A 20,782-nucleotide genomic window follows, 5' to 3' on the forward strand; every position below is an offset into this window, starting at 1 on the left:
AAACGAATACTTGATTGTTAATTAGCTTTTTTAAGTGATGCCTCAAATTCCTCAATCGGCACAGGTTTGCCAAATAGATACCCTTGATAGTGTGTACAACCCTTAGTCAATAATCGTTGCTGCTGTTCTTTCGTCTCTACACCTTCAGCAATAACACTTAATCCCAAACTATGCGCCATCGCAATGATAGTACGAACAATAGCCTGGTCATTATTATCAGTAACAAGTGTATCAACAAATGATTTGTCGATCTTAAGTTGATAGAGCGGTAACCGCTTTAGATATTGCAAAGACGAATAACCTGTACCAAAGTCATCCAATGAGAATTGAATGCCAATCTCTGCCAATGTATTCATTTTGGCAACCGTGTCTTCAATATCGCCTAGCAATAAACTCTCCGTCAGTTCTAACTTAAGACGAGCAGGATTAATATTATGCTGTTGAATGATCATTATGACTTGCGAGACGAAATCAGTCTGATGAAATTGCTTAGCACTGACGTTGACCGATAAGGTTAAATATCGAGTGAGTGCATTTTGCTGCCAGACTTTAAGTTGGGCACAGGCGCTATTGAGTACCCATTGACCTATTGCCAAAATAGTTCCATTTTTCTCGGCAAGTGGAATAAAATTTAAAGGCGGGATTAAGCCACGTTCTGGGTGAATCCAACGAATTAGTGCTTCAGCGCCTAATGGATAATCTGAACTATCCATTTGTACTTGATAATACAATTGGAATTGTTGATGTTTTATCGCCTGGTTTAGTTCTTTTTCAAGTTCGGCACGTGCTGTGATAGTTGACTGCATTTGAGGATCGAAGAAACGGAGTGTATTGCGTCCGTCATCTTTTGCCTGATACATGGCGATGTCTGCTTGTTTTAACAGATCCTCCCCATCAGATTGATGAGCCCTGAATAGTATAATGCCCATACTGGTGCTACTGGTGTAAGGGTGACCAGCAAGCTTGTAAGGGATGCTGATGGAAGACAAAATCTTGTTGGCAATTTCTTCTGTTTGCGTGGCAGCTTCAATCGACTCGGCACATAACCCTTCTAACAATACAACAAACTCATCACCACCAAAACGAGAAACAGTGTCTTCTTCACGTATACAGCCCGTCAGACGCTCAGCAATTTGCTGTAGCAATAGGTCACCCATATCATGACCCAGTGTGTCATTAAGGGTCTTAAAGTGATCAATATCGAGATAGAGCAAGGCGCATTCATTACCGGTTCGCGTACTCGTTGCCATGGCATGATGAATGCGGTCAATCATCAGTCGGCGGTTGGGTAAGTGCGTAAGCGGATCGTAGTAAGCCAAATCTTCAATTTCATGTTCAGCATTTTTTCTCAAAGTAATATCGGAAAGCGTCCCGACATAATTAGTAACAATGCCATTTGAATCTTTTGCAGCGGTAATGGTGAGTTTCTCGGGGTAGATTTCACCGTTTTTACGCTTATTCCAAACTTCACCTTCCCAGTAGCCGACGCTATCTATTTTTTGCCACATTTCGTCATAAAAAATCTTGTCATGTCGTCCCGAAGACAGCATATTTGCATTGTTACCGCATGCTTCTTCTGCGTTATAGCCAGTAATGATTGTGAATGCATTATTGACCCGCAGGATAACCTTATTGGCATCAGTGATTATCATGCCTTCTTGTGATTCGAAAGCCGTGGCTGCGAGGCGCAATTCGTTCTCAGCCTGCTTGCGCTGAGTAATGTCGTTCAACGTGATGCGTAGGCCTGACGTATTACTCACACAATCAAGCAGCGCCTGAAATACCGTACCATTGCCATGCTGTAAGGATAGCTCGATACTGAGCTTTTCCGTCTGCTTCCTCGCGACCATTAAATGCTGAACCCATCTACTCTGATCTTCGGTAATCACCAGCGTGCGCAAGCTTGTATTGATTAGCTTGTTGCGCTCTTGTCCCAGAAGAGTGACGCCGGTAAGGTTGATCTCGGTGATTAACCCTTTATCACTCAGCGTGAGATAACCAACGGGGGCAAATTCATACAGATCAATATAGCGGTCGCGCGATTCTTCCAAGGCCTGTTGTGTTTGCCGCAAGGCTTCATTTTGCATCTCCAGCTCGATCTGATGCACGTGCAACTCATGCAGTAGTTCTTCACTAGACCGTGCCATGGGTTCGGGCGGCAGACTATTAACCAGCTGTGCCTCGGCCGCTGGCCTCAGAGAGTGATCAGTAAGCATCTTATCGTGCAGTTTTTTGCTCATAGATCGCCCTTAATTTCTATCTCCACCATCGCCAGCAGAATTAGCTCGGTATCGCCTAGCGAGCTTTTGATACGACGTGCGTTGAGCACCATGCGGCGCTTGCCCAGCTCAGGAAAATCATGTTCCACCTCAAAGCCTTCTATCGTCTGGTGCTGAGGGAGGATCTCTTCAAGCAGTTCACGTAAGCAGGGGATGTTCCATTGGCCGTTACCCAGTTCGTAGATTTTATACCCTATGGTCTGCTCGGCCGTCACCATGAAGTGTTGCAAGAAAGCCCTGCTGGCCCTGACAACCTGCAAATCACTATTCAACACAATAAGTGGCTCAACAACGGTATTGACGATGCCCTCAGTCAACTGTTGCACTAACTCAAGCTCAGTCAGTTTGATGGTTGTTTGACGCAACGCGTCGATGTTAGTTAAGGATATCACCACGCCTTCGATCACGTTATCACTGGTGCGATAGGGTTGGATACGTGCCAGATAATAAATACCATCATGGGTTTGAACTTCGATTTCTTGCGGGATCAGCGTTTTCAGCACAGTGTGTAGTTCGGCTAACAGATTTCCGCCTTGCAGATTGGAGGTGATGTCGTCCAACGGCCGTCCTATATCCGTGGTGATGAGGCGGTAGGCTTTAACCGCCTCGAACGTATAACTGCGAATATTCAGGGCGTAGTCCAGAAACACGATGCCCGTGTTCACGTTATCCATTAGATTCTTCAGGTCGTTTTGCGAAATGCTTAATTGCTCGACCTTGGTGTTTAGCTCATTGTTGGCCGTGATCGCTTCTTCATTCAGCGATTGCAGTTCTTCTTTGGATGTCTCTAATTCTTCATTGGAAGACTGTAATTCTTCGATGGTGGACTGTAATTCCTCGTTCGACGATTTAAGCTCTTCGTTGGTCGCCTGCATCTCTTCGATAGTGGCTTGCTGATTTTCATGAGCGTATACCAAATCACGCTCCAGCTGTTCGTTGCGGCGATGCTCTTCTGAGCTTGTAACAGGTTTACGACGCTGACGTTTGGCCACAGACTGGCCAACCACGTCTTGAAAGCTGATCAGTAGTAATGAGTCATCGCCGTTGGCTTCAGTTATGGGCAGCGTTAGTCGACGCACATTAAAGTTAACCCTAAGCACGCCCTCTTTTGTGTTAATGGTCACTTCACGGCTCAAGGTAGGGTCGCCTTGCATCGCGGATTGCAGTGCGGTGCGCAGTGCCAGTTGCAATCCTGAACGCGCCATATCAACCACATTGGTGGTGACCGGGCCAGAGGGAGTGCTCAGGTAAGGGCTGGTGTCGCCATGTATGTAAAGGATGTTGCCCTTAGTATCTGTGGTGACCGAGGCGGGTGCGTAAGATTGGAGTAGGGTGCGATTAGTTAAAGCAGCGACGCTAATGGAGGATACATTGCTGATGGTGATTTTCTGCTGCACGGGTGTGTCTTTGTTGGGCATGGTGATGCTCTCGAATTGGGTCAGACTGAGCGTTGTCTCGGCTTTCTGCGCTTGGTAAAACTTCCATTTGCGATTGAGTTGTTTGAACAGATACAGATGGTTGATGATGCTTTCTGAATTGGATAGAAACAGCACTCCGCCCGATTTTAGAGCAAAATGAAAAATAGGGATCAGTCGATTTTGTTGTTCCTGTTCCAGATAAATCATCAAATTGCGGCAACTGAGCAGATCGAGTCTGGTGAACGGTGGGTCTTTGATAACACTCTGCACGGCAAACACCACCATCTGGCGGATCTCTTTGTTAATCTTGTAGCCATGGTCGTGAAGGGTGAAAAAGCGGAGCAGGCGTTCAGGTTCAACATCCTGCGCAATACCAACGGGATAGTTGCCGTCGCGCGCGCGGTTAATCACATCATCGTCCAGATCAGTGGCGTAGATTAGTATTTTAAAATCTTTATGCATTTCATCCATCAACTCGCGGAACACGATGGCGATGGAATAGGCTTCTTCGCCACTAGAGCAACCCGCCACCCAAATGCGAAATACATAGTCATCCGGCTTGTCTGCCAGCAATGCGGGCAGAATTTGTTGCTTAAGCGTAACGAAAGCTTCTGCATCGCGAAAAAAGCTCGTGACGTTAATCAGCATGTCACGAAATAAGCCACGTACTTCATTTGAATTCTGTTTGAGGAAACGTGCATACACTGCGATGTCATCGATGTTGTTCAGTGCCATTCTGCGCGCAATACGGCGACCGATAGTGCTCTTTTTATAGAGAGAGAAATCATGACCGGTGCTGCTGCGAATTTGCAGGAATATTTGGTTCAGGCTACTCAATGTATTGGTCGGTACGAGTGGAGGCACTAGTATGCGGTAGCCTGACTGACGCGAGAGTTCCTGCAACATCGCTGGCATGGCTTCCACATTCAGGATATGTGTGACATATCCTGAATTGATAGCGCTTTGCGGCATACCGTCAAACTTAGCGGTGGCTGGTGTTTGTACCATGCACACACCGCCGGCACAGAGTATGGCGCGTAGCCCCAGCGTGCCATCTGATGCTGTACCTGAGAGGATGATGCCGATGGCTCGCTCGGCTTGATCGTCTGCCAGCGAGCGAAAAAATCCGTCAATCGGCAAATGCAGGCCACGCGCCGTGTTAGTTTGCGAGAGTTGCAGCGCGCCATTAAGGATGGCCATTTCCTGGCCGGGCGGGATAATGTAGACGTGATTGGGGGCGACTCGCTCCTGATCAGCCGCTTGTGCCACCGGCATGCGGGTGATGCGTTGCAGTATCTCGGTGAGCAGGCTGTGATGATCGGGAGAAAGGTGCGACACCAACACGAAGGCCATGCCGGTATCTGCCGGACACGCTTTGAAGAACCCCTCAAATGCTTCTAAGCCACCCGCGGAGGCTCCGATACCTACAATGGGGAAGTGAGCGGCAGTCACTTGTTGATCTTCAGCTATGACAGACTCGGTTGTAGTAGATGCGTGGTTCTGATTGTTTTGTTTGTTGGACGCCATCAAAACCTCTGTAGTCTGTATAAACAGTTAATAATACTTCATTTGCTAAATTGTTTAGTGATTGAAAAAGGTCAGCCCGGTGAAAACAGGCGGTTTAGGAAGTAAAAGTATTTGAGGCTGGCTCTATTTATAATTATAGGCTACTTCTTGTAAAAGAGCAGAAAGACAGCGTCCAGTTTGAAGATGATCGATAACCCTGTGACAGCACCTGATGCGGCAAACAGCCGTTAATGGTGGCATGACTTCCATATATTTCATGCTATATGAGAGTTTTTACTCTTCCTCTGATTCTCACGTAGTGTGAATGAGTCGATTTTTTCGGACTTTTCTATGTCAATCCAAGGGAACTTCGGCGCTGCTTTAATGATCTGCGCACAGTTAAGGTATTTGTGTCATGAGCGTGATGTATTCATGCATAAGTCTTAGGTAGGTCGTTTGGAGGCGACTAAAGATTGATCTGTCGTAAAAATCCCTATAAATTGACCTCCCTTTTTTCCGCATCCGGCTATTGTTTAGTGTTATGTGTGTTAGTTAGCGATGCGATAACTATAAGAGTTTTATAACGATGACCAATAAAACCGCTTTGTATGATCAGCATCTGGCCATGGGCGCGAAAGTCGTCGATTTTGGTGGTTGGGATATGCCTCTTAATTACGGCTCACAGATTGAAGAGCATAATAAAGTACGTCAAACTTCAGGGATGTTCGATGTCTCCCATATGACAATTGTTGATGTGACCGGTGCCGATGCTGCTGAGTATCTTCGTTACTTATTGGCGAATGACGTCGCTCGTCTCAAGGTTAAAGGTAAAGCACTTTACAGTGGTATGCTTAATGAAGACGGTAAAGTGATAGATGATCTGATTGTTTATCGTATGACCGATCCTGGCGTGTCAGGCGAATGGTTTCGTGTGGTGGTTAATTGCGCAACGCGTGAAAAAGACCTGCGTTGGATGGCCGAACAGACAGCGCGTTTGGATGTCGCATTAACCGAGCAGCCAGAGCTATCAATGGTCGCCATACAGGGGCCTGAAGCGATAGAAAAGGTGAAGTCAGTATTGAATGAGTCACGTGGCCGTTTGATTGATGGCCTGAGTATTTTTCAGGGGCAGGAGTCTGAAGGGTGGTTTATCGCCAGAACAGGCTACAGCGGCGAAGACGGCTTAGAAATTATTGTGCCTGAAGATGAAATATCGGAGTTTTGGGCCGCCTTGGCTGACGCCGGTGTTTCACCTTGCGGCTTAGGTGCGCGTGATACCTTGCGATTAGAAGCGGGTATGAATCTTTATGGCGCTGATATGGATGAGACGGTATCACCGTTAGTGTCGGGTATGGGTTGGACTATTGCCTGGGAGCCGGAAAGCCGTCATTTCTGTGGACGTGCGGCGCTTGAGGCTGAGAAAGCTGCCGGCGTTGCACAAAAAATGGTAGGTTTGGTGATGCAATCACGCGGTGTTCTACGGGGTCATCAGAAAGTCATCGTAGAAGGTGTTGGCGAAGGTGAGATTACCAGCGGTACATTTTCGCCTACACTGAATCTGTCGATTGCACTCGCGCGTGTTCCTGTCGGAACAGGTGATCATGCGATGGTCGATATTCGTGGGAAGCTTGTACCCGTTAGTGTGGTGCGTCCCCCGTTTGTACGTCATGGTAAAAAAGTATTTTCTTAACACCCTGGATTAGGAATCGGAAGATGAGTGATATTCGTAACGAGCTGAAATATGTTGCCAGTCATGAGTGGATTCGCGATGAAGGCGATGGCACGGTAACAATAGGCATCACCGATCATGCGCAAGATCTGCTGGGTGATGTGGTCTTTGTTGAGCTGCCTGACGTAGGCACTGATGTAGCCGCAGGAGATGACGCAGGTGTTGTGGAGTCTGTAAAAGCCGCTTCCGATGTCTACGTGCCTCTTTCTGGTGAAGTTGTTGAGGTTAATGAGCAGCTGGAAGAGTCGCCTGAGCTGGTGAACAGTGATCCTTATGGGGATGGCTGGTTTTTCCGTATTAAGCTCTCTGATGTCGCTGAGCTTGATGATTTACTGGATGCAGACGCTTACGGTGAGTTGTGTGAGGGCGAATCCTGATCGACTCAATTCCCTTCAACGGGTAAGCTATACAGATTGATAATTCACTGTCCCGGCATCTGGCCGGGACAGTTATTTTTACTGCCTACAGAGAGTCCCATGTTATTAAATACGCTTATTCTCAACCAAGGTGCAGAGCGCCGTTTACGCGCCGGCCATGTATGGATTTATAGCAACGAAGTCGATAATAAGCGCACGCCGATTAAGAATTTTCAATTGGGAGAGCAGGTTCTGGTTGAAGCGAGTAATGGTAAGTCTTTGGGCGTTGCTTACGTCAACCCCAATACCTTAATCTGTGGCCGACTGCTCTGCCGTGACACCAAATTGAGACTGGATCGCTCACTGCTGGTACATCGTATCAATATTGCGTTGTCTTTACGTGAGGCTTGCTTTGATAAGCCCTGCTATCGTTTGGTCTTCGGCGATAGTGATGGTTTGCCGGGATTGGTGATTGATCGGTATTTTGATATTTTTGTGGTACAGATCTCCACCGCTGGTATGGAAGCGGTTGTCGAAGAAATTATTTCTGCACTGAATAAAATTTTTACGCCAACCGCTATCGTGTTGCGTTGTGACGGAAAAATGCGCAGTACCGAAGGGCTGGAAAGTTATATCGAAGTCGCGCAGGGTGAAGTGCCTGAGTTATGTCCGTTTGAAGAAAATGGTGTGCCCTTGCTGGCGCCCGTTTTAACGGGCCAAAAAACGGGTTGGTTTTATGATCACCGCGATAGTCGGGCAGCGATGCAGAAACATGTTAAAGGCAAACGCGTGCTGGATCTTTTCAGTTATGTGGGTGGATGGGGTGTGCAGGCATTAGCGGCGGGCGCAACGGAAGTGATATGTGTCGATGCCTCTGAAACTGCATTAGATGTGGCGTTGGAAAATGCACGCCTTAACAATGCAGAAGATCGTTTTGCCGCTATTCAGGGTGATGCTTTTGATGCTTGTAAAGAGTTGATTAATGATCAGGAAAAATTCGATGTGGTTATCGTCGATCCTCCTGCATTTATTCAGCGCCGTAAAGATATTAAAAACGGTGAGCGCGCTTATTCACGGATTAATAATCTGGCTATGCGCTTGTTGGAGCGAAATGGTGTTTTGGTGAGTGCCTCCTGTTCCAGTCATCTGGAACGTGCCAGTTTGGTGGATATCATTCGTTCGAATGCGCGCGAATTGGATCGTACCGCACAGATTTTTCATCAAGGGCATCAGGGAGCTGATCATCCTGTACATCCTGCGATTCCAGAAACCGACTACCTGAAATCTTTTTGTGTCAGAGTATTACCAAGTAGCTAATTAATCTTTAAGGATACCTCTATGCATTATCGCACACTGGGAAATAGTGATCTGAAGGTTAGTCGGATCTGTCTGGGAACCATGACCTTTGGGAATCAAAACAGTGAAGCTGACGCGCATCAGCAGCTGGATTATGCCATTTCTCAGGGTGTGAATTTTTTCGACCTTGCTGAGATGTACCCAGTACCAACGGCGGCTGAATTGCAAGGACGCACCGAGCAGTATATGGGTAACTGGATGCGGCAGCGAAATAACCGGGATCAGTTAGTGATTGCCACAAAAGCGGCAGGACCTGCAGACATGGTGAGCTACTTACGCCCTGATATCTGTTTTGATCGTCGCAATATCCGGGCGGCAATCGAAGGTAGTTTGCAGCGCTTACAGACAGAGTATATTGATCTTTACCAGCTGCATTGGCCTGATAGGGGAACCAATTTTTTTGGTCAGTTAGATTATAAGCATGATGCATCCAAAGACGGTACGCCTATTATTGAAACCCTCAAGGTGCTGAAAGAGCTGGTTGACGAAGGGAAAATTCGTTATATCGGGCTTTCTAATGAGTCTCCCTGGGGTGTGATGACCTTTTTGAAATATGCCGAGATGTATGACTTACCCCGTGTTATCTCAGTGCAAAATCCATACTCTTTACTGAATCGCAAGGATGAAATAGGTCTGACAGAAGTCTTGCAGCGTGAGCAGGTTGATCTGCTGGCGTATTCGCCCTTAGGTTTTGGTGTGTTGTCTGGGAAATACCTGAACGACCAGCGCCCGGAAGGGGCGCGTTTAACCTTGTTTCCGAGTTATGCGCGTTATATAAAGCCTAACGGGATTGTAGCAACGCAGGCCTACGTCACGCTGGCGCGTGAGCATGGGTTAGATCCGGCGCAGATGGCGCTGGCTTATGTGAATAGCCGGGGATTTGTCGGTGCGACGATTATCGGCGCTACCACGCTGGCGCAGTTGAAAATCAATATAGATGCTGATTCGCTAGTGCTCAGTGATGATGTTGTGCAAAGTATTGAGGCTATACATGAGAGTGCGCCAAACCCTAGTCCTTAATAATCTACCTTGTGTATGCAGGTAATCTACAGGGTGGATAAAACCACCCATGTTAGAGCGCTAGATTGGAATGCTAACCGGAATTATCGCAGGCTGATGATAGGCCAGCCGTTTTTTTGTGCGGTGAGTGTGAGTGTTTCATCCGCATCGACAGCAATGGGGTTGTCTACTAATTCAAGTAAAGGCAGGTCATTGCGCGAATCACTGTAAAAAGAGCTGCCAAGCAGCGTATGTTGGGTTTCTTTTAGCCAGTGATGTAATCGAGTTACTTTGCCTGATTGAAAGCAGGGAGTGCCGGCTACTTTGCCGGTATAGTTACCGTCGATAATTTCTGGATCCGTAGCAAGAATAGCATCCACACCTAAGCGTTCGGCAATAGGGTGTGTGACAAAGCTATTAGTCGCCGTGATGATCAGCAGAAAATCTCCTTGATCACGGTGCTTCTGCAGGAGTGCCAGTGATTTGCTTAAGATCATAGGTTCGATCTTTTCCTGCATAAAGGTCGCATGCAGTTCGACTAGTTGTTGTGCTGGCAGATTAGCGAGCGGACGCAGTGCAAACTCCAGAAATTCATAGATATCCAGAGTGCCCTGTTGATATTGTTGGTAAAAATAATCGTTAGCCTGGCTGTACTCAGTCGCATCAACAATGCCATGTTCGCATAGGAACTCGCCCCAGGCATGATCACTGTCGCCATTCAATAAGGTGTTATCAAGATCAAAAATTGCCAGACTCACGAATTATACTCCCAATAGTTACGCAGCCAAGCATAGAGTGAACTCTCCTTGTTTTCAAATTTTGTCTTTTTTCTGATCCCATAGACAAGCTGTTTGCGGATTGGAGGAAGTATGGAACAATAGGGCCATTGTAGTTATAGGATTTTCAACGTGATTGATTCAGACGGGTTTAGACCGAATGTAGGTATCATTCTGGCAAACCCACTGGGTCAGGTGCTTTGGGCGCGTCGTATCGGACAAGATGCCTGGCAGTTTCCACAAGGGGGAATAAACCCTGATGAAACGCCCGAACAGGCGATGTACCGTGAATTAAGAGAGGAGATCGGCCTCGGCGCGAATGATGTTGAAGTGGTGGCTGTTACGCGTGGTTGGCTCCGCTATCGATTACCCAGGCGCATGATCCGCAGACACTCGCACCCCATTTGTGTGGGTCAGAAGCAGAAGTGGTTTTTGCTCAGAATGCTGAGCCAGGATGATGCCGTAGCCATAGATAAGACTGACTCGCCAGAGTTTGACGGTTGGCAGTGGGTGAGTTATTGGTATCCCTTGGGACAGGTTATTTCGTTTAAGCGTGAAGTTTATCGCAAAGCGATGAAGGAATTATCGCCAAAGCTATCGCGTGTTATTGTTATTCAGCGCCAACGCTAACGCTAACGACAAAAGGATCGTAGAGATGCTGGAATTATTGCGCAAGATTGTACAAGAGGTCAGTACAGCACCGGATGTGGATGCTGTGCTAGATTTGATCGTGCGCAGAATTCAGCGGGGCATGTGTACCGAAGTTTGTTCGGTGTTCTTGTTTGAGAGCGTTTCTCAGCGCTATGTTTTACGTGCATCGCAGGGGTTGAATCGCGAAGCTGTGGGGCGTGTCTCGCTTTCCTCTTCAGAAGGTATTGTGGGATTGGTTGCGCAGCGTGCGGAGCCGATTAATTTGGAGGATGCAGAAGCACATCCGGCCTTTTGTTATCTTCAGGATACCGGTGAAGAGCGCTTTCATGCTTTTTTGGGCGTGCCGATCATTCATCAAAAGAAAGTGTTGGGTGTGTTGGTGGTGCAGCAACAGGAGTGTCGTCGTTTTGATGAAAGTGAAGAAGCGTTTCTGATTACGATTTCTGCACAGTTGGCAGGCGTTATTGCGCATGCTGAAGCGACAGGGGCTATCCAGAAAATCTCATGGAAAAGCCAGAAGAGTGTTAATCATCGTTTTGAGGGTGTTCCAGGTGCGCCGGGTGTCGCGATTGGCCGGGTAGTAGTGATTGCTCCGCAGGCTGATATTGATTCGGTTCCGGAAAAAGAAATAACTGATCTAGCACTGGAGATTTCACGTTTTGAGACCGCGCTGGAGCGTGTCAGGGCAGATATCCGCAAGGTGAGTGCGAAGCTTGCCAAGCGTTTGCGTTATGATGAACAGGCGTTATTCGATGTCTATCTCAAAATGCTTGATGATAATGCTTTGGCAGGAGAAGTGGTCGAGCAGATTAAGCAGGGGAACTGGGCGCAAGGAGCCTTGAGTCGGGTAATAACAACAAATGCCCGCCAGTTTTCACTGATGGATGACCCTTATTTAAGAGAGCGTGCAACGGATGTGCGTGATCTGGGGCGGCGTGTACTGGGTTATCTGCAGGAAGAGAGTAGTTCGCAGGATATTGAGCTTCCTGAGAATGGAATTCTTGTGGCAGATGAGCTTTCTCCGGCAATATTGGGTGAGGTCTCTGCTGAGAAGCTTGCAGGACTGGTGTCTGTTCATGGCTCAGGGAATTCGCATGCGGCCATTCTGGCGCGTTCGATGGGTATTCCCACCGTGATGGGGATGGTGGATCTTCCGTATCGCCAGCTGGATGGCCGTGAAGTTATATTAGATGGTTATGCCGGGCGCTTGTACATAGACCCCTCAGAGGATTTGCTGCGGGTGTATCGTGAGATATTACGCGAGCAGGACGAGGTGGCTGCCGAGCTGGCAACGTTGCGTGATCTGCCGGCAGTAACGACGGATGGTAAGCATATACCGCTATGGGTTAACACCGGGTTGATCGCTGATGTGTCGCGTTCATTGGAACGAGGTGCTGAAGGCATTGGTCTGTATCGAACCGAAATTCCATTTATGGTAAGAGATTTTTTCCCCAGTGAATATGAGCAGATGCAAATTTACCGTCGACAGTTGGAGGCTTTTGCACCATTGCCCGTGACGATGCGAACATTGGATATCGGTGGAGATAAAGCGCTTCCTTATTTTCCGATTAAAGAAGACAACCCCTTTCTTGGCTGGCGTGGAATTCGGGTAACACTGGATCATCCTGAAATTTTTCTGGTGCAGATCAGGGCGATGCTTCGGGCCAATGAAGGATTAGGCAATCTGCGTATTATGTTGCCAATGGTCTCTAGTGTGCATGAGGTTGATGAAGCTAATAATCTACTGGATCGTGCCATCGCTGAGTTGCAGGAAGAGGGATATATCATAGAACGTCCCTCTGTTGGAGTTATGATAGAAGTTCCGGCAGCGGTTTATCAGTTGCGGCGTTTTGCCAAACGGGTTGATTTTATTTCAGTCGGCTCTAATGATTTGACGCAGTATTTGCTCGCGGTTGATCGCAATAATCCACGCGTAGCAGATCTGTATGTAGCTTATCATCCGGCTGTGCTGATGGTGCTTGCTTACATTGCTAAAGAAGCTCGTAGAGTGGGTATTCAAGTGTCTATTTGTGGCGAGATGGCGTCTGAACCCGGTGGCGCTTTATTGTTGATGGCGATGGGCTACGACGCGTTATCGATGAATGCGACGAATCTTCCGAAAATAAAGTCGACAATACGCAGTGTATCAATGAAGCAGGCCGCTGAGCTTCTCGACATGGTCATGGGCATGGATGATGCGGTTAAGGTTCAGGTAGTGATGACTCAAGCCTTGCAGGCGTTGGGGATAAGTCAGCTAAGTAGTCCTGTGCTGCCAGAAGAAGTGCTGCCGCAATAGTGTCTACTCAGATTGGCAGTCCAGGCGGTTTATCCTATGAGCGGTATGTCTAGTGTGAAAAACTGCTCGCCAATTTTACCTGTTTGATCAAATTGAAATTCAGCCAGTTGAGTGACCCCCTGTTTGTTTTGTAACAGTACGCTAGTGGCACGTGTGCCATAGACGCCAGAGTTGATAAAACATGACGACAGCAGTTTTTCAAATGCGTAACTGACACCCGTATCAGGCAGTGAGTTATCCTCGGCAGTGTGGTTTGAGCTTAGCGTTCGGGCTAGTTTTTTTATCGTTATATCTCCGTGAAGTATTTGTTGAAGTTGTTGTTTTGCCTCCATTACTTTGGGCCAGGGTGTATCTAAAAATGCATTGCTAAGACCGTAAATACCAGGAGCTAACTGGCGTGATGCAGCGCCTTTGTTGGAGCAGTAATAAAGGCCTCTGGAGTCGCCCAGTAGTAGATTAAATCCCCCGTACTGATCACCCGTAGTCTGTAGTTGTTGCTGATAAGCCTTCGCACTGTTGTCTTGGGTCAGGAAGTCGCGAGTCAGATGACCTCTTGATTTTAGTTCTCCTGCTTTGTTATTCCCTTCCCTGAAATTTGTTACTGCCGTTAACTTGCCTGTTTTACTCATACCCAGCCACGTGCCTCTCTGCTCAAGATCACGTCCGGCAAGAATATTCGGGTGATCTTGCCAATAGTGCATTTTCATAGTTGGGCGAGCATAGAACTCGTCCCGATTGGCAACCATGATGAGCGGGTATTCAGGATGTTGTTGGTAGGCGAAGGTAATCAGGCACATGAGTATTTCTTTATCCTTTGTTTGCAGTACTTCGCTTTGCAGTGCTTCGTAAGGGTTAATTCGATAAACTAGCACATTATCATGAGAAAAAAGATGGATTTGAACGCATGTTGCTGGCTCTTTTGCTCTATTTGGTGCTCGGTGCTGCTGCAGGAATTGTAGCGGGCTTGTTTGGTATTGGTGGCGGTTTATTGATTGTCCCCGTCCTGATATTTAGTTTTGGGCTGCAGGGTATGTCTCCGGAAGTTCTGACCCATGCAGCGGTCGCCACATCACTGGCGACTATTGTGGTGACGTCCATTAGCTCTATTCGGGCGCACCATAAACGCAGAGCCGTACGCTGGGAGCTGTTTAAGCCCTTGGCTGTGGGTATTCTTGTGGGTGCATTTATTGGAGTATTTACCGCAGGGTTGATGAAAGGTACACATTTGCAGATTGCGATTGGTGTATTCGCAATGGTTGTTTCTATTCAGATGGCGTTTGGTCTTAAGCCAAAAGCGGGACAAGAGGCGCCTTCTGATAAAGGGCTGGTAGGTGCGGGTGGTATTATTGGTTGGGCTTCAGCGCTCTTTGGTATCGGAGGTGGAACCCTGACGGTTCCTTATCTGAGCTGGAGGCAGGTCTCCATGCAGGAAGCCGTTGCGACTTCAGCTGCCTGTGGGTTGCCGATTGCCTGTATGGGTGCATTAACTAATATCTATACCGGTTGGGGTGAAGAGGGCTTGGCAGATTGGAGCCTGGGTTATATATATCTTCCGGCTTTTATCGGGATTGTGGCCAGTAGCTCTTTGTGTGCAAAAATTGGTGTTAAGTGGGCACATAGCCTGCCACCTGATGTGTTGAAAAAAATATTCGCTGGTTTTCTTGCGCTGGTGGCTGCCCGGTTTTTATTGTCTAATTTATTTTAAGGGAAATTATGTGGGTTCATAACATTGATCCGGTAGCGCTGGATTTAGGTTTTATTCAGGTTCACTGGTACGGTTTGATGTATCTGATTGGCTTCGGTGGTGCTTTCTGGTTGGGTAGCTATCGAGCTAAGCAGGCAGGCTCCGGTTGGACAGAGGAACAGGTATCAGACCTCATTTTTTGGGGGGCGATGGGTGTGGTGTTAGGTGGCCGCATGGGTTACGTGCTGTTCTATAATTTTGATCAGTTTCTCTCGGATCCCCTGTGGTTATTTGCGGTGTGGGAAGGCGGGATGTCCTTTCACGGCGGCCTGCTGGGTGTGATGGTGATGCTCTGGTTATTTGGCAAAAAGCACGGTAAAAGCTTTATGGAGATGGGTGATTTTGTCGCACCGCTAGTGCCGCTTGGTCTGGGTGCCGGACGCGTAGGGAATTTTATTGGCGGAGAATTGTGGGGTCGTGCCGCCGATGTGCCCTGGGCGGTGGTGTTTCCGCGAACCGGCGACGGTATTGCACGGCATCCCTCGCAGCTCTATGAGGCGCTGCTCGAAGGTGTAGTTATGTTTATTGTGCTGTGGTGGTTCTCGTCAAAGCCGCGTCCCCGTATGGCCGTCTCTGCGTTATTTTTAATTTTGTATGGCGTGTTCCGGTCCAGCATAGAGTTTTTCCGTGAACCTGATGCACATATCGGTTATATCGCTTTTGGCTGGCTAACCGAAGGCCAGTTGTTGTCATTGCCGATGATTATTGTCGGCACATTGTTATTGCTGTGGGCGTATAAACAAAAATCATCGGTGGTTGCGACTCACCCGCGTTAGGAAAGCAAATGAAGCAATATTTAGATCTTTGTCATCGTCTGATTCAGCAAGGTCATTGGGTTGAGAATGAGCGCACAGGAAAGCGCTGCCTGACCGTTATTAATGCTGATATGGTTTACGATGTTCAGAACAATCAGCTGCCGTTGCTGACGACACGTAAATCCTTCTGGAAGTCAGCGATTGCTGAACTGCTTGGCTATTTGCGTGGATATGATAATGCGGCAGACTTTCGCGCTATAGGGACAAAAACCTGGGACGCGAATGCGAATGAAAACGGCGCGTGGCTGAATAATCCTCATCGTAAAGGTGTGGACGATATGGGACGGGTATACGGAGTTCAGGGGCGGGGCTGGAGAAAACCGGATGGCGGTAGCGTTGATCAGTTGCGTAAGCTGGTGGATGACTTGTCGCGTGGCGTAGATGATCGCGGTGAAATTTTGAGTTTTTATAACCCGGGTGAATTTCACATGGGGTGCCTGCGGCCCTGTATGCACACGCATAATTTTTCATTGTTAGGGGATAGGCTCTATCTGACCTCTTACCAGCGTTCATGTGATGTACCACTTGGACTGGTGTTTAACCAGGTGCAGGTGTTTGCCTTTTTGAAAATCATTGCGCAGATTACCGGACATAAGCCGGGGCAGGCATTTCATAAAATTGTGAATGCCCATATTTATGAAGATCAAATCGAATTGATGCGTGATGTTCAGTTACAAAGAGAGCCCTACGAGTTGCCGCAATTGCATATCAATCCTGATATTAAGTCGCTTGAAGATTTAGAAACCTGGGTGACGATGGCTGACTTTGAAGTCAGTGGTTATCAGTTTCATGATCCTATTCAATATCCATTCTCGGTATAGATTAAGGGAATAACGTTAACGATTGGAGTTTACTTTATGAGCCAGCAAGCATTTCAAGACTGTTATCCTGAAGAATTAAGTCATTGTTATGGGTGTGGCGTTAATAACGCAAAGGGGCATCAGCTGAAAAGTTATTGGCTGGATGAGGAGAGTGGCGAAACGATTGCACATTTCACGCCTAAGGCTTGTCATACAGCAGTCCCCGGTTTTGTCTATGGAGGTTTGATTGCTTCTTTAATTGATTGTCATGGTACAGGCAGTGCTTCAGCAGCGGCTTATCGGGCTGAGGGGCGCGTTATTGGTTCTGATCCCGCCCTTAGGTTTGTCACTGGTGCGTTGAATGTGAGCTTTTTGGCGCCGACGCCGCTGGGTGTGGAATTAACGCTCCATGGGAGAATTACCGAGATAAAAGAGCGTAAAGTGATCGTTGAAATTACGTTATTAGCCAACGATATTACCTGTGTTAAAGGCTCTGTTGTTGCAGTTAAAATGCCAGCAACTATGGGATAGACGGTTTTTTATTTTATTGTTTGCTGTGTGTTCGAATAGCGGCAGAAGCTTACTAAAGGTGTATTTCTATGAGATTGTCCATGATTGTCGCTCAAGCCCAAAATCGAGTGATAGGCAGGCAGAACAAGCTTCCCTGGTATCTGCCGGGAGATCTGAAATATTTTAAGCTAGCCACCATGGGTAAGCCTTTGATCATGGGTCGTAAAACGTATGATTCTATTGGTCGGCCATTGCCCGGGCGGCTGAATATCGTAATCACGCGTGATACGACGTATACGCTCGAAGGGGCTAAGGTTGTACATTCCTTAGCGGAAGCGATTGAGTTGGCCGCCAGTCAGGCGTTTATTGATGGTGCAGAAGAGGCAATGGTAATTGGTGGTGAGCAGATTTATGCAGAAGCATTGCCATTGGTTGAGCGTTTGTACGTAACTGAAGTACATGCTGTGGTCGACGGTGATGCTTATTTCCCCTCATTTGCTGTAGACGAATGGCAAGAGCTGGGAAGAGAGGATTTTAAAGCGGAAGGCCCGAATCCGTATGATTATAGCTTCGTTGTTTATCAGCGGGCGAGCTAGATGATAGATGACAGGTTATTGGCTGCACTATCGGATGGTTATTTTCATTCAGGGCAGGAGTTAGGCCGGCTTTTAGGGGTAAGTCGTAGTGCTATCTGGAAGCAGATGAAAGAGTTGGAATTACTGGGTGTGGATATTTATAGCATTCGCGGCCGCGGTTATCGTATTCCCGGAGGATTAGATCTGTTATGTGAAAAGCAGATCGCGACGGGATGTTCTGCGCTTGCCAGTAGTCGTTTGAGTACTATCTCCCTGGAAAGGATCGTTGACTCAACTAATATGATGGCGATGCGGGAGATACATCAGCAAGGCGTTATCTCCGGTCGCTTATATCTAGCTGAATATCAGACGGCAGGTAAAGGTCGACGTGGTCGTACCTGGGTGAGCCCGTTCGCAAAAAATTTATACTTTTCACTGGTGTGGCGATTTACTCAAGGCGCCGCTGCGCTCGAGGGGTTGAGTTTGGTGGTGGGTTTGGCGTTAGTGAAAACACTCAATACGCTGGGGATATCGCAGGTACAAGTTAAGTGGCCCAATGATCTGCTGGTACATTCCAGAAAGCTAGCGGGCATCTTATTAGAAATGCATGGCGATGCATCAGGTGAGTGTCAGGTGGTGATTGGTGTCGGTGTGAATGTTGCCATGCCAGAGCATGCGGAAGAAGCGATTGGTCAGCCATGGACGGATTTAAAAAGACTTTCTGCGGGTGCTATTTCTCGAAATCAGCTGATGTCTGAAATACTCAATCATCTGATCCCGGAATTGGATCGCTTTAGCGAGCATGGTTTTGCGGTATTTCGGGATGAATGGCAGGAGATACATGCGTACCAAAACCAGACGGTACGTTTGATATCGGGCGTTAAGGAAATAATTGGAGAGTGTCATGGGGTTGATGAGCATGGCGCGCTGGTACTAAGCCATAGTGGAATCGTTGAGCATTTCTATGCAGGAGAAATTAGTTTGAGGCAGCATGATGCGTCTTGAAATTGATGCAGGTAATACTTTTCTGAAATGGCGATTAATGGATGCGCAGCGCCTGGTTGAAAGTAATTCTATATTAACAAAAGATTTCAAAGCGCAATCGATGGCATCTCTGGCTACTTATGCGGTGCAGCAGATATTAGTTGGATCGGTAGCAGGCGTGGAGAATAATCATCAGGTGCAGGCTGCCTGTATTAGCTTGTGGGGTATTGATCCAATATTTGCAAAGACAAGTAATAATTGCGCGGGTGTGAAAAATAGCTATCTGGACGCCTCTAAAATGGGTGTTGATCGGTGGTTGGCGATGATAGCAGCGTATAAGAAAGTGAATAGGTCGGTTATTGTCGTGGATTGTGGTAGTGCTATCACCGTGGATTATGTGTCTGCAAAGGGGGTGCATCAGGGAGGTTATATCATTCCTGGATTGAGGCTCATGAGAGAGTCATTATTGCGCAATACCGCACAGGTGCGATTTGATCAGGATCACACAGGTATGGCAATGCGTCCTGGAGTTAATACGACAGAGGCTGTTATGCATGGGTGTTCTTATTTATTTCAGTCTTTAGCGCATTCGTTAAAAGACGAAGCGGATGCTGAAACCGAGCTGTTTATAACAGGAGGTGATGGGGAGCTTATGCATAGCATGATGGCATCAGGTCTGTTTGAACCTGATTTGGTGATGGAAGGTCTTGTTTGGGTTTGTCGATAATGCGGAAATGGGTAGTTATTTTTCTGCTATTAGCGAATGTTGTTACTTTCTTTGGTTTTACTATGCTTAATAATGAATCGTCTCAAAGCGTTGATATGGAAATTGAGCAGGCGTTTGAACTTAGATTGGTGAGTGAAGTATCGCCGCAAAGTCTGATTAAAATATCGGATCAAAAAGCGTCACAGCTGTCGTCGCTTTATTCCTCCATAGATGCCAAATGTATACAGTATGAAGGGATTAAAGATCAAAATGAGGCAGATAAAATTGTCGATTTTATGCTGGGTCAGGGGTTGGATCCGATAATTCTGGTGGGGTATTCCGAGGATATTCGCTACGAGTTGGTGTTGCCCGTTCCGCTATCCAGTGCTTCAGAAAAAGGCTTGGTTGAGCTCTTTCGTAAGAATAATATTTTATTAGCGCCGAGTAATAATTTCGCAGAAAAGTATCTGACTGTCGGTATTTATTCAAATCTCGCAGCCGCTCAGAAACGTATAGATGATCTGTTGATGGTTTCAACAGCATTGGAAATAAAGCAAACCATAGGTCGAGTGGAGTCTTATTTAATACAATTAAAAGGAAATATTGATCGTAAATTGATCAATAAAATCAATGACGTGATAAAAAATACATATAAAACGATAAAAATAGAGAAAAAAGAGTGCAAAGGGGTTGCAACAGTAAAACCTGATCAGTAATATGTGCGCCACTTCGTTAAGCCGGTATAGCTCAGCTGGTAGAGCAACTGACTTGTAATCAGTAGGTCCCGAGTTCGACTCTTGGTGCCGGCACCAACGAAGATGGTAAGGTGGGGTTCCCGAGTGGCTAAAGGGATCAGACTGTAAATCTGACGCGCAAGCTTCGGTGGTTCGAATCCACCCCCCACCACCATTTTAAAAGCTTAGTCGCGGGTATGGTATAGTGGCTATTACCTCAGCCTTCCAAGCTGAAGAGGTGGGTTCGATTCCCACTACCCGCTCCAGAGCTGGCAAGCCTGAAGGCAAATATGTTGATAAGACTTGCTCATGTAGCTCAGGGGTAGAGCACACCCTTGGTAAGGGTGAGGTCGGCGGTTCAAATCCGCCCATGAGCTCCATATATTCGAGAGGGTAGATATAGAGATATGTCTGCCCTTTGTTGCATTTGTGATCTTGCGGTTCTTAATTGACCGGTTTGGAGATAATAACGATGGCTAAAAAAGCATTTGAGCGTAACCTGCCGCACGTCAACGTAGGCACAATTGGCCACGTTGACCATGGCAAAA

General features: G+C 47.2%; 18 protein-coding genes, 4 tRNA genes and 1 pseudogene. 19 read left to right on the forward strand and 4 right to left on the reverse strand.

Annotation, left to right across the window (positions count from 1 at the left end; genetic code table 11):
* Positions 1-17: 17 nt before the first annotated feature.
* Positions 18-2,240, reverse strand: a complete 2,223-nt coding sequence (locus tag Nant_RS04735; protein WP_054340492.1) for a sensor domain-containing protein — start codon at positions 2,238-2,240, stop codon at positions 18-20.
* Positions 2,237-5,224: a chemotaxis protein CheB gene (locus Nant_RS04740; RefSeq protein ID WP_076496047.1), complete on the reverse strand. Its 2,988-nt coding sequence runs from the start codon at positions 5,222-5,224 to the stop codon at positions 2,237-2,239. Before Nant_RS04740 ends, Nant_RS04735 begins: the two co-directional genes overlap by 4 nt.
* A 565-nt stretch (positions 5,225-5,789) precedes the next feature.
* Between Nant_RS04740 and gcvT the strand changes: the two genes are divergently transcribed.
* From gcvT to Nant_RS04760, 4 genes are all read left to right on the forward strand, one after another.
* Entirely contained in the window at positions 5,790-6,893 is a 1,104-nt protein-coding gene (gcvT, locus tag Nant_RS04745; RefSeq protein WP_054340493.1) for a glycine cleavage system aminomethyltransferase GcvT, read from the forward strand.
* 23 nt (positions 6,894-6,916) lie between these two features.
* A complete protein-coding gene (gene gcvH / locus Nant_RS04750) occupies positions 6,917-7,309 on the forward strand; it encodes a glycine cleavage system protein GcvH (protein ID WP_054340494.1) in 393 nt (130 codons plus the stop codon).
* A 99-nt stretch (positions 7,310-7,408) separates the two neighbouring features.
* A complete protein-coding gene (locus tag Nant_RS04755; RefSeq protein WP_054340495.1) occupies positions 7,409-8,605 on the forward strand; it encodes a class I SAM-dependent rRNA methyltransferase in 1,197 nt (398 codons plus the stop codon).
* A 21-nt stretch (positions 8,606-8,626) separates the two neighbouring features.
* Positions 8,627-9,664 (forward strand): NADP(H)-dependent aldo-keto reductase, encoded by a 1,038-nt coding sequence (locus Nant_RS04760; protein ID WP_054340496.1) that lies wholly within the window; start codon positions 8,627-8,629, stop codon positions 9,662-9,664.
* An 83-nt stretch (positions 9,665-9,747) separates the two neighbouring features.
* Here Nant_RS04760 and Nant_RS04765 read toward each other — a convergent pair whose 3' ends face one another.
* Complete coding sequence (locus Nant_RS04765) at positions 9,748-10,401, reverse strand: histidinol-phosphatase (protein WP_054340497.1); 654 nt, start codon at positions 10,399-10,401, stop codon at positions 9,748-9,750.
* A gap of 150 nt (positions 10,402-10,551) precedes the next feature.
* On the opposite strand from Nant_RS04765, the gene Nant_RS04770 reads away from it, so the two are divergent.
* Complete coding sequence (locus Nant_RS04770; protein WP_054340498.1) at positions 10,552-11,049, forward strand: RNA pyrophosphohydrolase; 498 nt, start codon at positions 10,552-10,554, stop codon at positions 11,047-11,049.
* 25 nt (positions 11,050-11,074) lie between these two features.
* Positions 11,075-13,366, forward strand: coding sequence for a phosphoenolpyruvate--protein phosphotransferase (ptsP, locus tag Nant_RS04775; RefSeq protein WP_054340499.1), 2,292 nt, complete (start codon positions 11,075-11,077; stop codon positions 13,364-13,366).
* 29 nt (positions 13,367-13,395) lie between these two features.
* On the opposite strand, the gene Nant_RS04780 is transcribed toward ptsP, so the two are convergent.
* Positions 13,396-14,238 carry an NRDE family protein gene (locus tag Nant_RS04780; protein WP_143773550.1) on the reverse strand — a complete coding sequence of 281 codons (843 nt, stop codon included), beginning with the start codon at positions 14,236-14,238 and terminating at the stop codon, positions 13,396-13,398.
* A 32-nt stretch (positions 14,239-14,270) separates the two neighbouring features.
* Between Nant_RS04780 and Nant_RS04785 the strand changes: the two genes are divergently transcribed.
* The 13 genes and pseudogenes from Nant_RS04785 to Nant_RS21225 form a co-directional block, all read left to right on the forward strand.
* A complete protein-coding gene (locus Nant_RS04785; RefSeq protein ID WP_054340501.1) occupies positions 14,271-15,071 on the forward strand; it encodes a sulfite exporter TauE/SafE family protein in 801 nt (266 codons plus the stop codon).
* An 8-nt stretch (positions 15,072-15,079) separates the two neighbouring features.
* On the forward strand, positions 15,080-15,886 hold the full coding sequence (gene lgt, locus Nant_RS04790) for a prolipoprotein diacylglyceryl transferase (protein ID WP_054340502.1): 807 nt from the start codon (positions 15,080-15,082) through the stop codon (positions 15,884-15,886).
* An 8-nt stretch (positions 15,887-15,894) separates the two neighbouring features.
* Positions 15,895-16,746: a thymidylate synthase gene (locus tag Nant_RS04795; protein ID WP_054340503.1), complete on the forward strand. Its 852-nt coding sequence runs from the start codon at positions 15,895-15,897 to the stop codon at positions 16,744-16,746.
* Between the two features lie 36 nt (positions 16,747-16,782).
* Complete coding sequence (locus Nant_RS04800) at positions 16,783-17,256, forward strand: PaaI family thioesterase (RefSeq protein ID WP_054340504.1); 474 nt, start codon at positions 16,783-16,785, stop codon at positions 17,254-17,256.
* A gap of 68 nt (positions 17,257-17,324) precedes the next feature.
* Positions 17,325-17,831, forward strand: coding sequence for a dihydrofolate reductase (locus tag Nant_RS04805; protein ID WP_054340505.1), 507 nt, complete (start codon positions 17,325-17,327; stop codon positions 17,829-17,831).
* Entirely contained in the window at positions 17,832-18,815 is a 984-nt protein-coding gene (gene birA, locus Nant_RS04810) for a bifunctional biotin--[acetyl-CoA-carboxylase] ligase/biotin operon repressor BirA (RefSeq protein WP_054340506.1), read from the forward strand.
* Positions 18,802-19,521 carry a type III pantothenate kinase gene (locus Nant_RS04815; protein WP_054340507.1) on the forward strand — a complete coding sequence of 240 codons (720 nt, stop codon included), beginning with the start codon at positions 18,802-18,804 and terminating at the stop codon, positions 19,519-19,521. Before birA ends, Nant_RS04815 begins: the two co-directional genes overlap by 14 nt.
* Positions 19,521-20,216 carry a hypothetical protein gene (locus Nant_RS04820; protein ID WP_054340508.1) on the forward strand — a complete coding sequence of 232 codons (696 nt, stop codon included), beginning with the start codon at positions 19,521-19,523 and terminating at the stop codon, positions 20,214-20,216. The genes Nant_RS04815 and Nant_RS04820 overlap by 1 nt, the downstream gene beginning before the upstream one ends.
* 20 nt (positions 20,217-20,236) lie before the next feature.
* A tRNA-Thr gene (locus tag Nant_RS04825) sits at positions 20,237-20,312 on the forward strand.
* A gap of 13 nt (positions 20,313-20,325) precedes the next feature.
* A tRNA-Tyr gene (locus tag Nant_RS04830) sits at positions 20,326-20,409 on the forward strand.
* 16 nt (positions 20,410-20,425) lie between these two features.
* A tRNA-Gly gene (locus Nant_RS04835) sits at positions 20,426-20,500 on the forward strand.
* Between the two features lie 39 nt (positions 20,501-20,539).
* Positions 20,540-20,614: transfer RNA gene (locus Nant_RS04840), tRNA-Thr, on the forward strand.
* A gap of 92 nt (positions 20,615-20,706) precedes the next feature.
* Positions 20,707-20,782: pseudogene (locus Nant_RS21225) on the forward strand (GTP-binding protein); the annotation flags it as partial.

The sequence above is a fragment of the Neptunomonas antarctica genome, from assembly GCF_001305295.1.
Lineage (GTDB): Bacteria > Pseudomonadota > Gammaproteobacteria > Pseudomonadales > Balneatricaceae > Neptunomonas > Neptunomonas antarctica.

Bases quoted from the DNA above. Each gene is read 5' to 3' on its own strand.
- Nant_RS04800 (WP_054340504.1), top strand. From the start codon at position 16,783: ATGAGCCAGCAAGCATTTCAAGACTGTTATCCTGAAGAATTAAGTCAT.
- gcvH (WP_054340494.1), top strand. From the start codon at position 6,917: ATGAGTGATATTCGTAACGAGCTGAAATATGTTGCCAGTCATGAGTGG.
- Nant_RS04755 (WP_054340495.1), top strand. From the start codon at position 7,409: ATGTTATTAAATACGCTTATTCTCAACCAAGGTGCAGAGCGCCGTTTA.
- Nant_RS04735 (WP_054340492.1), bottom strand. From the start codon at position 2,240: ATGAGCAAAAAACTGCACGATAAGATGCTTACTGATCACTCTCTGAGG.
- Nant_RS04820 (WP_054340508.1), top strand. From the start codon at position 19,521: ATGCGGAAATGGGTAGTTATTTTTCTGCTATTAGCGAATGTTGTTACT.
- birA (WP_054340506.1), top strand. From the start codon at position 17,832: ATGATAGATGACAGGTTATTGGCTGCACTATCGGATGGTTATTTTCAT.
- Nant_RS04760 (WP_054340496.1), top strand. From the start codon at position 8,627: ATGCATTATCGCACACTGGGAAATAGTGATCTGAAGGTTAGTCGGATC.
- gcvT (WP_054340493.1), top strand. From the start codon at position 5,790: ATGACCAATAAAACCGCTTTGTATGATCAGCATCTGGCCATGGGCGCG.
- Nant_RS04795 (WP_054340503.1), top strand. From the start codon at position 15,895: ATGAAGCAATATTTAGATCTTTGTCATCGTCTGATTCAGCAAGGTCAT.
- Nant_RS04815 (WP_054340507.1), top strand. From the start codon at position 18,802: ATGATGCGTCTTGAAATTGATGCAGGTAATACTTTTCTGAAATGGCGA.
- Nant_RS04785 (WP_054340501.1), top strand. From the start codon at position 14,271: ATGTTGCTGGCTCTTTTGCTCTATTTGGTGCTCGGTGCTGCTGCAGGA.
- ptsP (WP_054340499.1), top strand. From the start codon at position 11,075: ATGCTGGAATTATTGCGCAAGATTGTACAAGAGGTCAGTACAGCACCG.
- Nant_RS04740 (WP_076496047.1), bottom strand. From the start codon at position 5,224: ATGGCGTCCAACAAACAAAACAATCAGAACCACGCATCTACTACAACC.
- lgt (WP_054340502.1), top strand. From the start codon at position 15,080: ATGTGGGTTCATAACATTGATCCGGTAGCGCTGGATTTAGGTTTTATT.
- Nant_RS04805 (WP_054340505.1), top strand. From the start codon at position 17,325: ATGAGATTGTCCATGATTGTCGCTCAAGCCCAAAATCGAGTGATAGGC.